Source organism: Pseudohalioglobus sediminis (assembly GCF_008370495.1).
In the GTDB taxonomy this organism is placed as follows: domain Bacteria; phylum Pseudomonadota; class Gammaproteobacteria; order Pseudomonadales; family Halieaceae; genus Halioglobus.
The window spans coordinates 374,753-388,585 of record NZ_VTUX01000007.1 but is presented as its reverse complement, the minus strand read 5'-3'; the positions used below and the strand labels follow the sequence as shown (position 1 = coordinate 388,585).

9 protein-coding genes are annotated in these 13,833 nt (G+C 59.1%); 8 read left to right on the top strand and 1 reads right to left on the bottom strand.

Translation table 11 applies throughout. From position 1 onward, the window contains the following. Nucleotides 1-12: 12 nt before the first annotated feature. The gene (locus tag F0M18_RS15455; RefSeq protein ID WP_149612350.1) at nucleotides 13-2,454 is read right to left on the bottom strand and encodes a penicillin-binding protein 1A; all 2,442 of its coding nucleotides are present in this window, start codon (nucleotides 2,452-2,454) and stop codon (nucleotides 13-15) included. Nucleotides 2,455-2,629: 175 nt separating this feature from the next. Between F0M18_RS15455 and F0M18_RS15450 the strand changes: the two genes are divergently transcribed. The 8 genes from F0M18_RS15450 (at nucleotide 2,630) to gltB (ending at nucleotide 13,828) form a co-directional block, all read left to right on the top strand. Continuing rightward, nucleotides 2,630-3,694 (top strand): pilus assembly protein PilM, encoded by a 1,065-nt coding sequence (locus F0M18_RS15450; RefSeq protein ID WP_149612349.1) that lies wholly within the window; start codon nucleotides 2,630-2,632, stop codon nucleotides 3,692-3,694. Beyond that, complete coding sequence (locus F0M18_RS15445; protein WP_149612348.1) at nucleotides 3,694-4,263, top strand: PilN domain-containing protein; 570 nt, start codon at nucleotides 3,694-3,696, stop codon at nucleotides 4,261-4,263. The genes F0M18_RS15450 and F0M18_RS15445 overlap by 1 nt, the downstream gene beginning before the upstream one ends. A 3-nt stretch (nucleotides 4,264-4,266) precedes the next feature. After that, nucleotides 4,267-4,881, top strand: a complete 615-nt coding sequence (gene pilO, locus F0M18_RS15440) for a type IV pilus inner membrane component PilO (protein ID WP_149612347.1) — start codon at nucleotides 4,267-4,269, stop codon at nucleotides 4,879-4,881. A gap of 2 nt (nucleotides 4,882-4,883) precedes the next feature. Next, nucleotides 4,884-5,414, top strand: a complete 531-nt coding sequence (locus tag F0M18_RS15435) for a pilus assembly protein PilP (protein ID WP_149612407.1) — start codon at nucleotides 4,884-4,886, stop codon at nucleotides 5,412-5,414. 22 nt (nucleotides 5,415-5,436) lie between these two features. Continuing rightward, entirely contained in the window at nucleotides 5,437-7,584 is a 2,148-nt protein-coding gene (gene pilQ / locus F0M18_RS15430) for a type IV pilus secretin PilQ (RefSeq protein ID WP_149612346.1), read from the top strand. Continuing rightward, a complete protein-coding gene (gene aroK / locus F0M18_RS20130) occupies nucleotides 7,584-8,099 on the top strand; it encodes a shikimate kinase AroK (RefSeq protein ID WP_149612345.1) in 516 nt (171 codons plus the stop codon). The genes pilQ and aroK overlap by 1 nt, the downstream gene beginning before the upstream one ends. 69 nt (nucleotides 8,100-8,168) lie before the next feature. Beyond that, the gene (gene aroB, locus F0M18_RS15420) at nucleotides 8,169-9,257 is read left to right on the top strand and encodes a 3-dehydroquinate synthase (protein WP_149612406.1); all 1,089 of its coding nucleotides are present in this window, start codon (nucleotides 8,169-8,171) and stop codon (nucleotides 9,255-9,257) included. Nucleotides 9,258-9,388: 131 nt separating this feature from the next. After that, a complete protein-coding gene (gene gltB / locus F0M18_RS15415; RefSeq protein ID WP_149612344.1) occupies nucleotides 9,389-13,828 on the top strand; it encodes a glutamate synthase large subunit in 4,440 nt (1,479 codons plus the stop codon). Nucleotides 13,829-13,833: the final 5 nt, after the last annotated feature.

Sequence of the window (13,833 nt, the reverse complement as noted above, 5' to 3'; positions counted from 1 at the left end):
CCCGGGCAGGCGTCAGAAGATATCCTTTAGCAGATCCTCGGTGCCCTGTTGGCCGCCCTGGCCGGGCTCGCCCTGCGGGTTTTCCCTGGGTACGTATTCCTGCCGGAAGTACTCGAAAATGGCGTCGCGCTGGCGTGACCCGGCCAGGGCACCCGTTTCCGGATCGATACGTACGTTTACCAGCCCCGGTGGTATCGGGCGTTTCCGGTCTTCGCTGTCGGCCAGCGCCTCGCGCATGTAGTCGATCCATATGGGCAGCGCCGCGGTGCCGCCGAACTCGCGCCGTCCCAGGGGCGTATAGTTGTCAAAGCCTACCCAGGTCGTGGTGACAACGTCTTGGTTGTAACCCGAGAACCAAGCGTCCATAGGCCCGTTGGTGGTACCTGTCTTGCCGCCGATGTCGGACCGCTCCAGGACCAGTGCGCGGCGCCCGGTGCCGCGAGTGATCACATCTCCAAGGATGCTGTTGAGTATAAAATTGACGCGTTCTTCCATGACCCTTGGCGCGGCAGGGAGTGTTTCCGCCTCAGTCTCCTGCCTGGCCAGGATTTCTTCCATGCTCAGCTCTTCCGCTTCAGTGGGTTCCTGCTGCTGCGTATCGCAATCGCGGCATACGGTGTCCGGCATCGCCTGGTAGATCACCTCCCCGGCCACATTCTCGATCCGCTCGATCAGGTAAGGCTCCACTTTGTAACCACCGTTGGCGATCATGGCGTACCCGGTGGCGACCTCCAGCGGTGTCATTGAATTCGTGCCCAGCGCCAGCGAGAGGTCGGGTGAAATATCGGAGGTGTCGAAACCGTAGCGTTCAATTGCTGCAAGGAACTTGCGTACTCCCAGCTGCTGGAGCAGGCGAATGGAAACGAGGTTGCGCGACTTCGTCAGCGCCCAGCGTAGTCTTGTCGGCCCGTAAAACACGCCGCCATCGTTTTCAGGTCGCCAGATGTCTTCCAGTGAGCTATCGGCCATCACCACCGGCGCGTCGTTGATGATCGAGGCTGCGGTGAAGCCCTCCTCCAGTGCCGCGGCATAGAGGAAAGGCTTGAAGTTGGACCCTGGCTGGCGCTGGGCCTGGATAGCGCGATTGAATTTGCTGAGCTCGAAGCCCATGCCGCCCACGATGCTGATGATGGCGCCATCGTCGGGTCGCAGGGAGACCAGGGCGGCCTGGACTGCAGGTACCTGCGCCAGGTGCCAGCTGTCCTCTTCCGTCCGCACCAGCCGGATCAGGTCGCCTTGCTGGAACAGGTCTGCCGGAGTCTCGGGCGGGCGCGCGCGCCGGTTTTCGGTGATATAGGGCCTGGCGTCGGCTATGCCGTTTTCCCAGAGCAGCTCGTCACGCAGGCCGGATGCCAGCAGCACGACGACGCGGTCTTCCAGTATCTCGGTGACGACAGCTGGCGCCTGGTCGGCAATCACCGGAATGGTCTGTAGCTTTTGCAGCCAGTATTTATCCGCTTCCTGCTGCAGGTCCTGTGGCAGCGGCCAGCGCTGTTCCGGCCCGCGGTAGCCGTGGCGACTATCATAGGTCTGCAACCCTGAAATGACCGATTGCCGGGCCACCTGCTGCAGCGGTCTGCTGATGGTGGTAAACACGTGGAAGCCGTCGTTATAAGCGGCCATGCCGTAGCGGTCCAGCATCTCTTGTCGCGCCATTTCCGCGGCGTAATGTGCAGAAAAGGCAATCTGCGCGCCGTGCAGCGTTGCGGTCACGGGCGCTTCCGTGGCGGCGGCGTAACCCTCGCGCGAGATGTACCTCAGCTCGAGCATGCGGCCGAGAATCCAGTTTCTGCGTTCCTTGCCGCGTTCGGGGCCGCTTACCGGGTTATTGCGCGATGGTGCCTTGGGAATGCCGGCGAGCATGGCATGCTGGGCCAGGGTCAGCTCGTCGATGCCCTTGCCGTAATAAACACGGGATGCCGCCTCAAAGCCGTAGGCACGATGGCCAAGAAACACGCGATTAAAGTACAGCTCAAAAATCTCTTCCTTGCTGAGGGCGCGCTCTATCTCTATGGCCAGCAGGATCTCGTTGAACTTGCGCATGAAGGTTCTTTCAAGCGACAGGAAATAGTTGCGTGCAACCTGCATGGTCAGGGTGCTGCCGCCGGAACCTTTTTCGCCAGTGAGCAGCAGTTCTGATACTGCCCTGGCAAGGCCTTTGAGATCGATACCGCGGTGGCTGAAGAAGCTGTCGTCCTCGGCGGCAAGCAGTGCGTTGACGAACTGCGTCGGAATCTCTGTAAAAGTCAGCGGGCTGCGCTTTTGTTCGCCGAACTGCCCAATCAGGTCACCCTCTCGGGTGTAAACCCGCATCGGTGTTTGAAGCCTGACGTCACGGAGTGTTTCCACGTCCGGGAGGTTTGGGCTCAGGTAAAGGTACACACCTGCTGCCAGCCAGATGCCGCCAAACAGGCCAAGAATGGCCGAACGAATAAGAAAGTGTAGAAAGCTCATTTAATGTCTTTACAAAACAGGTGCTTGTATTACTGTAGGCAAAAGGGGCGGGCATGTGAGTGGTAATTATATGCCTTTTTTAAGTTTGGATATATTTCCGACTGTGATATACCTTCTAATTAATGTATCGGTGTATAAAAATATCCTAAGTTCGTGATACTGATAGGGAAAAAAGTTGCTTGGTCTAATAGGGAAAAGAAAGGCGACACCGGTTCTGGGGATTGATATCAGTTCGACGACAGTGAAGTTGTTGGAGCTGAGCTACTCTGGGGATCGCTACCGCGTAGAGAGTTACGCGGTCAGTTCGCTGCCGCAGGACGCGGTCATAGAGAAGAACGTCAACGACGTGGATGGCGTGGCGAACGCTATCCGCAGCGCGGTGGCTCAATCCAGAACCAAACTGAAGAACGCAGCTGCTGCGGTCGCCGGTTCATCGGTCATCACCAAGATGATCGATATGCCCAGTGGCCTCAATGACGACGACCTGGAAACCCAGTTGACGCTCGAGGCCGACCAGTACATCCCCTATCCATTGGAGGAGGTGGCGATCGACTTCGAGGTGCAGGGTGAGTCGCCGGAAGCGCCCGGACAGGTCGAAGTGCTGCTGGCCGCCTGCCGACGCGAGACCATCGATGCCCGGGTCGAGGCAATCGAGGGCGCAGACCTGATAGCCAAGATCATGGACGTAGAAGCCTATGCCATGGAGCGCGCCTACTCGATGCTGAGCCATCAGCTCGATCTTGAGCAGGATGCAACGGTTGCCGTAGTGGATATCGGCGCCACCATGACCACGCTCAGCGTACTCAACAATGGCCAGACCATTTATACACGTGAACAGCTGTTCGGTGGCAAGCAGCTGACCGATGAGATCATGCGGCGTTATGGCTTGCCTCTTGAAGAGGCCGGGCTGGCGAAGAAGCAGGGTGGGCTGCCCGATGATTACGAGCCCGAGGTGCTGGAGCCTTTCAAGGACGCGGTGGTGCAACAGGTCGCGCGCTCGTTGCAGTTCTTTTTCTCTTCCAGTCAATACAACGATGTCGATTGCATTATTCTTGCTGGTGGCGTCGCTTCCATGGAAGGCCTGCCTGAACTGGTTCAGGAAAAGCTGGGTACACCCGCCATGGTGGCGAATCCTTTCGCCAACATGTCGATTTCATCCAGAGTCAATGCTGTGGCCCTTTCCAGTGACGCCCCGGCATTGATGATCGCCTGTGGCCTGGCCCTACGGAGTCTTGACTGATGGCGCAGATCAATTTACTACCGTGGAGAGAAGAGCGTCGGCAGGAACTCAAGAAAGAGTTCCTGGTGACATTGGCCCTGGTGGCGTTTCTTGGTGCCGGCCTGGTGTTGTTGGGCGACCGGGTGGTCAATGGACAGATTGATCACCAGAAGGCGCGTAACAATTACCTGACCCAGAACATCAAGGAGCTGGACAAGAAGGTCGCAGAGATTCGTAACCTGCAGAAACGCCGGCAACAGCTCATAGAGCGCATGCGCGTGATTCAGGAACTGCAGGGCAACCGCCCCATTATCGTGCGCATCATGGACCAGTTGGTGCGTACCATCCCGGACGGCGTGTTCTATACCAGCCTTGCTTCAAGCAAGGGCAAAATCAAGATCGACGGGATCGCCGAGTCCAATAACCGTGTCTCCAGCCTGATGCGACGGCTGGACGGGTCAGATTGGCTGGCCTCTCCAAACCTGGACAAGGTTAAGGCCGCCACCAAGTATGGTGACCAGGCCACCACCTTCAACCTGACGGTGAAGGTTGAGTTGCCCAAAGTCGAAGAACAGCAGGGAGGCAAGTGATCGATGGCTTTTGAAGACACCATGCGCTCCCTGAGGGAGTTTGATATCAACGATCTCGATTTCGAGAACGTTGGCTCCTGGCCCTTCCCGATCAAGCTCCTTATCTGGGTCGTTATCCTGGTAGGGACACTCGCATTCGGCTACTACTACCATATCGAAGACCTACAGGTACGCCTCGAAAGCGAACGCAAGTCCGAGGAAAAACTGAAGAAGGAATTTGAGAAGAAAGCCTTCCAGGCCGCTAACCTCGAGGCTTATCGACAGCAGATGCGCGACATGGAAGAGTCCTTCGGCGCCCTGGTCAGCCAGCTGCCCAGCGACACCGAGGTGCCCGGATTGCTTGAAGACATCACCAATAAGGGTCTTCTGAACGGGCTGAACATCGGCTCTATCGACTTGTTGCCGGAACGTGCCCGCGAGTTCTATGTGGAGCTGCCTATCGCTATTGTTGCCACGGGCTCCTACCACGACCTCGGCGCATTTATCAGCGGGATGGCGGCGTTGCCGCGGATCGTGACCCTTCATGATTTCAAGATATCGGCGCCGAAAGGAGACGCTAACAACCTGCAAATGCGTATTACCGCGAAAACCTATCGCTATCGGGATGACGAGGTATGAGCATGAAGTCTAGTAGCCGTATCGTGTTTGCCCTGGCGACTTCACTGGCGCTAACGGCCTGTGGTGGCAAGGATTTCAGTGACCTGGACGCGTTTATGGAGGAGAAGCTTGCGCGACCGGGTGGCATCATTCCGCCCATACCGACATTCAAGGCCTACGAGGCTTTCGGCTACAGTGCGACGACCCTGCGCAGCCCGTTCGAGCGACCCATCGAGGTGCGCCAGATTGCGCAGTTGCAGGCGGTTAGTGCGATCAAGCCGGACGAAAACCGGGCCAAGGAATTTCTTGAGCAGTTCACGTTCGATTCCCTGCGCATGGTGGGAACGCTGGAACGGGACGGGACCGACTGGGTGCTGATCCGTGATCCCCAGGGTGGGGTGCACCGCGTCACTGCGGGTAACTACCTTGGCCGCCATCACGGGAAGATCGTCGAAACGACGGAAACCTATGTAGCAGTGGTTGAAATCGTCAGCGACGGCAGCGAGGACGGCTGGGTAGAACGTCCGCGCACAATCAAATTATCCGGCATATAAGCCGAGGCCATGGGTGATAGCCATGACATTTAAAAAACAACATCTGGGGACAAAGGCCGTGGGGAAAGGAACAGTAAATATAGGGAAATGGATTCGCCCTGTAACCGGGCTGGTGTTGGGCTTGCTGGCGTTTGCAGCGCAGGCCGCACCAACGATCACGGATATTGAATTCAGCTCGCGTCCCGGGAGTAAGTTCGAGGTGCGCGTTGATTTCAATGAGGCCCCCCCTGAACTCAAGGCATACACCATTGAAAAACCGGCGCGCATCGCCGTGGATTTCCCCGGCACGACCAGCGGCCTGGATCGTAAGCGCTTTCCACTGTCTTACGGCAACGCCACCGGCGTAGTGGTGCTGGAATCGGGCGATCGTACGCGCATGGTGGTCAACCTGGTCAAGCTGGTGCCCTACGAAACCCGTGTAGATGGCAACAGCCTGTTCCTGGTGGTCGGCCAGGATGGTGGCGATTACGCCAAGGCGACCACGGATCCCAATCGTTTGCGCACCCAGATAGAGCCCGTCGCCGAGGTGGCATCCGAGATCAGCGATCTCCAGTTCCAGCGCACAGGAGAGGGCGAGGGTCGCCTGACACTCGAACTGAGCAATCCCGCGGTGGATGTCAATGTGTTCAGCGAGGCCGGCGATATCAAGGTGCAGTTCCTTGATACGACTGTCCCCGAGCGCCTCATGCGTCGCTACGATGTGACCGACTTCGCCACCCCGGTTGACCGTGTTGACGTGAACACCACCGAGCGCGGTGCCACGCTGACCCTCAAGACCACCGGTGATTTCGACTACCTGGCATACCAGACAGATAACCGTTACATCCTCAGCGTGAAGCCGCTGAGCGCCAGGGAAGTAGAGGAGCGCCGCAACGAGTTTACTTACGTCGGTGATCGCATTTCACTCAACTTCCAGGATATCGAGGTCAGGGCAGTACTGCAGCTGATTGCTGATTTCACCGAGCTCAACCTCGTTGCCAGCGACACCGTCAGGGGCCGTATCACACTGAGACTGCAGAATGTGCCATGGGACCAGGCGCTGGAACTGGTGCTCAAGACCAAGGGCCTGGACAAGCGCCAGATCGGCAACGTCCTCATGGTGGCGCCGGCAGCAGAAATTGCCGAGCGTGAGCGCCAGGAAATCGAAGCCAACAAGCAGATTGCCGAACTCGCCCCGCTGCGTTCTGAGTTCGTACGCATACGTTACGCCAGTGCCGCACAGGTAGTGAAACTGTTCAAGGCGGGATCCGAAGAAGGTGGCCGGCTGATTTCCGATCGCGGTTCCGTGGTCGTGGACCAGCGCACCAACTCCCTGGTGATCACCGACACCGCTGCCAAGTTGGCGGAGGTTCGCGAACTGATCGAGCGTGTTGATATCCCGGTGCGCCAGGTCATGATCGAGTCACGTATCGTGATCGCCCAGTCTGACCTGACCCACAACCTCGGCATCGAGTGGGGCGGCGGCTATATTGATGACGTAAACGGTAATATCCTGTCCGCCTCAGGCGACACGAACAACGTGGTAGGGCTTAACAACTCGGTAATAAACGGTGAAACGCCCTCGGTCAGCTACCCCGGTGCGCTGCTGGTAGATCTCGGTGTAGCCAGCACCAGCGGCTTTGCCCTGGGCTTTACCAGTGACGACCTGTTCCTCACTGCCGAGCTGTCCGCCCTGGAGGCCGCCGGTGAAGGTGAGGTGGTGTCCCAGCCAAAAGTGATTACCGGCGACAAGCAACAGGCCACTATCAAGTCCGGTACCGAGATTCCCTACCAGGAAGCATCTGCTTCAGGCGCGACCTCTACCTCGTTTAAGGAAGCGGTACTGGAACTGGATGTGACACCCAATATCACTCCGGATGACCGGGTGATGCTGGACCTGAATATCAAGCAGGATTCGGTAGGTGAGCTTGTTCCCAGTGGTCGTGGTGGCTTTATCCCCTCCATTGATACCACGGAGCTGCAAACCCAGGTGCTGGTGGGCAACGGTGAAACCGTGGTCCTCGGCGGCGTCTTCAAGACGGAAGATATCGAGACCGTCAACAAGGTGCCGTTCTTTGGCGACATCCCCTATGTTGGCGCGTTCTTCCGCTCGGAGACACGCAACAATACCAAGACAGAAACCCTGATCTTTATCACTCCTCGTATCCTGGCGGACACTCTGCTCGACTGATGCCAGCTCTGCAACGCGTCTTCCTTGTCGGCCCCATGGGGGCCGGCAAGACCACCATTGGCAAGTATCTCGCTGATCACCTGAAGCTGCAGTTTGCCGACACGGACAGTGAAATCGAGCTGCGTACGGGTGCGGATATCCCCTGGATATTCGACGTCGAGGGCGAGGAGGGTTTCCGCGACCGGGAGCAGCAGGTGGTTGAGGAAATGACCCTCTGGGACAACACGGTGCTGGCAACCGGTGGCGGCGTGGTTTTGCGTGCGGAGAACCGTCGCGCACTGGGCTCCCGGGGCTATGTGATATACCTCTACGCCAGCGTGGAAGAGCAGGTCAAGCGAACCCGTCGCGATCGTAAGCGGCCGCTCTTGCAGCATGGCGATCCCGAGCAGACCCTGCGCCAGTTGATGGAGGTGCGCGATCCGTTGTATCGGGAAATCGCCGACCACATTATCGAAACCGACGGCTGCAGCCCGCGCACGGTTGCACAGCGCCTGGTTCGCGAACTCACCACGTAAAGACAGCGCCCCTCCCGCGCAGTATCATAGCGGCCCCATATTATCGAGGATCCTGCCGTGTCGTTGCTCATGCACACCCTGCACGTGGAATTAGGCGAGCGCAGCTACCCCATTTACATTGGCCGCGACCTGCTCACCGATAGCGAGTTGCTGTGCCAGCACCTGCCGGGCTCACAACTGGTCATCGTCAGCAACGAGACCATTGCCCCTTTGTACCTGGATCGCCTGCGCGCCGCGCTGGGTCCCAGGGAACTGGTCACCGAGGTGATACTGGCGGATGGCGAGCAGTACAAGACCATGGCCACGCTGAATGAAATTCTCGATCGGGTCATGAGCGATCGCCATAACCGCTCGACCACCCTGCTGGCCCTTGGCGGCGGGGTGGTGGGAGATATCACCGGGTTCGCCGCGGCCTGTTACCAGCGTGGCGTGAACTATGTCCAGGTGCCGACCACTTTGCTCTCGCAGGTTGATTCCTCGGTCGGTGGCAAGACGGCGGTCAATCACCCCCAGGGCAAGAACATGATCGGGGCATTTCACCAGCCCCGCGCGGTGTTCATTGATATCAATACCTTGCAGTCACTGCCGGCACGGGAGTTTGCTGCCGGGCTGGCCGAGGTCATCAAGTACGGCCTGATCTGTGATGCACCGTTTTATCGCTGGTTGCAGGCGCACATGCCGAAACTGCTGGCACGTGAGGAGGCCGCCCTGGCCGAAGCAATCGAACGGAGTTGCGCCTGCAAGGCCGAGGTGGTGGCTGCGGATGAGCGCGAGGGGGGGCTGCGCGCCATCCTCAACCTGGGCCACACCTTCGGCCACGCCATAGAAACCGCGCAGGGGTATGGCAGTTGGCTGCACGGAGAGGCGGTGGCCACGGGGATGTTGCTGGCAATGGAAATGTCCGCGCGCCGGGGCTGGATTGCCAGGGAAGAAGTCGCTGATTTTCGCCAGCTATTGCAAACCGTCCAGCTCCCGGTGGCGCCGCCAGCAGACATGACAGCGGACCAGTTCCTGGATTTGATGGGGCGTGACAAGAAGGTTCTCGATGGTACGCTGCGACTGATTCTGCTGCGCGACATTGGCGAAGCGGCCATCGTGGCCGATGCCTCGGAAGCGGAACTCACGACATTGCTGGAAGATGCCCTCCAGACGGCATAGAGGCGCCTAAAGTGGTGTTTGTCGCCCACCTGCCATCTGTGTAAAATAATCCCCCCCCTTGCCCCAGCCTGCCATTCAGGCCCGGGCTTCCGGTGTAACTTGTTGTTTTCACTTGAGATTCTGGACTGACTATGAGCGCAGGCCTTTTTAGACCTGAAGACGTCCGCGACAACTGCGGATTCGGATTGATTGCACATACCTCAGGTGACGCAAGTCATCGCCTGCTGGAGACCGCGATCGAGTCCCTTACCTGCATGACGCACCGCGGCGGTATTGCCGCTGATGGCAAGACCGGAGACGGCTGCGGCCTGCTGCTGCAGATGCCCGTCAGTTTCATGCGTACGCTGGCAAATGAGTGTTTCGGCGCCGAATTGGCAGACAGTTTCGCCATCGGGCAGATTTTCCTGAGCCAGGATGAGAACCGCGCTGCAGCAGCACGCGCGGCTACGGACAAGGTGCTGACCGAACAGGGTCTCACTGTGTTGGGCTGGCGCGTGGTGCCGACGGATGATTCCGTGTGCGGCGAGATCGCGCTGCAAAGCCTGCCGCGTATAGAGCAGGTCTTTATCAGCGCACCCGATAAAAGCGCTGTCGAGCTGAGCACCAGCCTGTTCGTGGCGCGGCGTAAGGCGGAGATGGCCTGTGAAAACGACGAGGATTATTATATCGCCAGTCTGTCTGGCCGCGTCATTTCCTACAAGGGCCTGGTTATGCCCGTTGACCTGCCAAGGTTCTACCTGGACCTCGCTGACCAGCGACTGCAGACCGCGATCTGTGTGTTCCACCAGCGCTTTTCCACCAACACCATGCCGCGCTGGCCGTTGGCACAGCCTTTCCGCCTGCTCGCGCACAATGGCGAGATCAACACGATCGAGGGTAACCGGAACTGGGCCGAGGCACGCACGGCCTGCTTCGAGACCGACCTGCTGCCCAATATCAAGGATATTGCCCCGCTGGTAAATCGCACCGGCTCTGACTCGTCGAGCCTCGACAATATGCTCGATGTGCTGCTGACGGGCGGCGTGGATATGGCCCGCGCACTGCGTATGCTGATTCCCCCGGCCTGGCAGAACATGGAGCTGATGGACCCCGATTTGAAGGCATTCTACGAATACCACTCCATGCATATGGAGCCGTGGGATGGCCCTGCCGGTGTGGTGCTGACGGATGGTCGCTATGCAGTCTGCCTGCTCGATCGCAATGGCCTGCGGCCGGCGCGTTGGGTAAAGACGAAAGACGGCTTTATTACCCTGGCCTCGGAGATCGGCACCTACGATTACAAGCCCGAGGACGTGGTGGCCAAGGGCCGGGTGGGCCCAGGTCAGATGATCATGATCGATACCCATACCGGTGAACTGTTGCAGACCGAGGATATCGACCAGAGGCTGAAGTCCCGGCAGCCCTACAAGCGCTGGTTGAAGGAAAAGGCCCAGCGCATTGAGGGCACCTTCGGCAGCGAGATGATTTCCGGTATCGAGCGCGAACAACTCGACACCTATATGAAAATGTTCCAGGTGAGCTTCGAGGAGCGCGACCAGGTGTTGCGTCCACTCGCGGAATCCGGCAACGAAGCCGTGGGCTCCATGGGCGATGACACCCCCATGGCTGTGCTCTCGAAGAAGGAGCGCTCACTTTACGATTATTTCCGGCAGAAGTTTGCGCAGGTTACCAACCCGCCGATCGACCCCCTGCGCGAAACCATCGTTATGTCGCTGGAGACTGATCTGGGAGGGGAGAAAAACCTTTTCCACGAGGGGCCGGAACATGCCGACAGGGTTATCCTGTCGTCCCCGGTGTTATCCCAGGGTAAGTTCAGCACCCTGCTTACCCTCGACCGCCCCGGTTTCCGGGTGCACCGAATCGACTGCACCTATGATCGCGAGACGACCACCCTGGAGCAGGGCATCGCTGAAGTGGTTGCAGCAGCAGAGGCATCTGTGCGCGGCGGTTCGACCATACTGGTGCTTTCTGATCGCGAAATCGAAAAAGGCCGTTTGCCCGTGCACAGCCTGCTGGCGACCGGCGCAGTGCACCACCACCTGATCAAGCAGGGCCTGCGCGCAGAAGCCAACATCGTCGTTGAGACAGCCAGCGCCAGGGACTCACACCAGATAGCCTGCCTGCTGGGGTTTGGCGCTACCGCGATCTACCCCTACCTGGCCTACAGCGTGCTCGAAGAGCTCATTCGCTGCGGCGAGGTGCTCGGCGAGCCCAGCATCTGCTACAAGAACTACCGCAAAGGTATCAATAAGGGCCTGCTCAAGATCATGTCGAAGATGGGCATTTCAGCCGTCAGCTCCTATCGCGGCGCCCAGTTGTTTGAGGCGGTGGGCCTGGCCAGAGAAGTGGTCGATACTGCTTTTTGCGGGGTGGCTTCGCGCATCGAGGGCAGCGGCTTCGCCGAACTCGAGCGGGACCAGGAACTGTTGTCCGCGCGTGCCTGGTCGATGCGCAAGGGTATCGAGCAGGGTGGTCTGCTCAAGTATGTCCATGGCCAGGAATACCACGCTTTCAACCCGGACGTGGTAATGACGCTGCAGCAGGCTGTAGCCAGCGGCGACTATGCGGATTACCAACGCTATGCCGCGCTGGTGAACGAACGACCGGTGGCGACATTGCGTGACCTGCTGAAGCCTGCCGAGGTCGAAGGTATCAGCCTCGACGAGGTCGAACCGGTGGAAAGTATCCTGCCTCGCTTCGATTCCGCGGGCATGTCACTGGGCGCTCTAAGTCCGGAGGCACACGAGGCTCTCGCCGCGGCCATGAACCGCATTGGTGCGCGTTCCAACTCCGGAGAAGGGGGTGAAGACCCCGAGCGCTTCGGTACCGAGCGTGTCTCCAAGATCAAGCAGATCGCCTCGGGGCGATTTGGGGTGACGCCGCATTACCTGGTGAATGCCGAGGTGCTGCAGATCAAGGTAGCCCAGGGCGCGAAGCCCGGTGAAGGCGGCCAGCTACCGGGAGGCAAGGTCAACGACCTGATCGCCAGGCTGCGTTATTCGGTGCCGGGCGTGACATTGATCTCACCGCCGCCGCACCACGATATTTATTCCATCGAAGACCTTGCACAGTTGATCTTCGACCTGAAGCAGGTAAATCCCAAGGCCCTGGTCTCGGTAAAACTGGTGTCGGAGCCGGGCGTGGGCACTATCGCCGCCGGCGTTGCCAAGGCCTATGCCGACCTGATCACAATTTCCGGTTACGACGGTGGCACGGCCGCCAGCCCGCTGACCTCGATTCGTTACGCCGGATCGCCCTTTGAACTGGGTCTGGCAGAGGTGCAACAGACCCTGCGCGGCAATAACCTGCGCGGCGCGATCCGCCTGCAGGCGGATGGCGGCCTGAAGACCGGCCTGGATGTGATCAAGGCCGCTATTCTGGGTGCCGAGAGCTTTGGCTTCGGCACAGCGCCCATGGTGGCGCTGGGTTGTAAATACCTGCGCATCTGTCACCTCAACAATTGCGCTACGGGTGTCGCTACCCAGCACCAGAAGTTGCGCGACGATCACTTCGCCGGCACCGTCGACATGGTGGTGAATTTCTTCACCTTTATCGCGACGGAGACCCGGGAGTGGCTGGCCAGGCTCGGCGTGCGCTCGTTGCAGGACTTGATAGGCAGGACAGACCTGCTGGAGTTGTTGCCGGGTGATACCGAAAAACAGGCTCGCCTCGACCTCTCGCCCATTCTGTACAAGGACCCGGCGGCGCAGGACCAGCCCGAATTTTGCCAGGTGGCATCGAACGACCCCTTCGACAAGGGCGAAAAGGCAGAGGAGATGGTTGCTGCGACACTGGCCGCCATCGAATCCCAGTCCGGCGGCGACTTCGAGTTTACCGTGTGTAATTGCGATCGCTCCATAGGCGCGCGCCTGTCGGGCGAGATTGCCCGGCGTTACGGCAATCACGGGATGGAAGCCAATCCGCTGGTATTGCGGCTGACCGGCACAGCCGGACAAAGCTTTGGCGTCTGGAACGCCGGTGGGCTGCACATGTACCTTGAAGGTGACTCCAACGACTACGTTGGCAAGGGCATGGCCGGTGGCAAGCTGGTTATCTACCCGCCGAGAAACAGTGAGTTCAAATCCCAGGAAACGTCCATCATTGGCAACACCTGCCTCTATGGCGCCACCGGGGGCCGGTTGTTTGCAGCAGGCATTGCCGGTGAGCGTTTTGCCGTGCGTAACTCGGGGGCCCACGCGGTCGTCGAAGGCGCTGGCGATCATTGCTGCGAGTACATGACGGGCGGCAACGTGACCGTGCTCGGCTCAACCGGCGTCAACTTTGGTGCCGGCATGACCGGCGGCTTTGCCTATGTGCTGGATGTGGACCGCACGTTTATCGACAAGTACAACAGTGAGCTGGTGGAGATTCACCGGGTCAGCTCAGAGTACATGGAGCCCTACCGCAACCACCTTCGCGGCAATATCCGCGAGTATGTTGAGGAAACCGGCTCCGAGTGGGGCGCTTACCTGCTGGAGAATTTCGAGGATTACGTCGGCAAGTTCTGGCTGGTGAAACCCAAGGCAGCGGAATTCGACCGTTTGTTGTCCCGTTTGCGCAATACCGATTAATGCCG

Coding starts and splice junctions, on each gene's coding strand:
- F0M18_RS15455 (WP_149612350.1), bottom strand. CDS start 2,454: ATGAGCTTTCTACACTTTCTTATTCGTTCGGCCATTCTTGGCCTGTTT.
- F0M18_RS15445 (WP_149612348.1), top strand. CDS start 3,694: ATGGCGCAGATCAATTTACTACCGTGGAGAGAAGAGCGTCGGCAGGAA.
- pilO (WP_149612347.1), top strand. CDS start 4,267: ATGGCTTTTGAAGACACCATGCGCTCCCTGAGGGAGTTTGATATCAAC.
- F0M18_RS15435 (WP_149612407.1), top strand. CDS start 4,884: ATGAAGTCTAGTAGCCGTATCGTGTTTGCCCTGGCGACTTCACTGGCG.
- pilQ (WP_149612346.1), top strand. CDS start 5,437: ATGACATTTAAAAAACAACATCTGGGGACAAAGGCCGTGGGGAAAGGA.
- aroK (WP_149612345.1), top strand. CDS start 7,584: ATGCCAGCTCTGCAACGCGTCTTCCTTGTCGGCCCCATGGGGGCCGGC.
- aroB (WP_149612406.1), top strand. CDS start 8,169: ATGCACACCCTGCACGTGGAATTAGGCGAGCGCAGCTACCCCATTTAC.
- gltB (WP_149612344.1), top strand. CDS start 9,389: ATGAGCGCAGGCCTTTTTAGACCTGAAGACGTCCGCGACAACTGCGGA.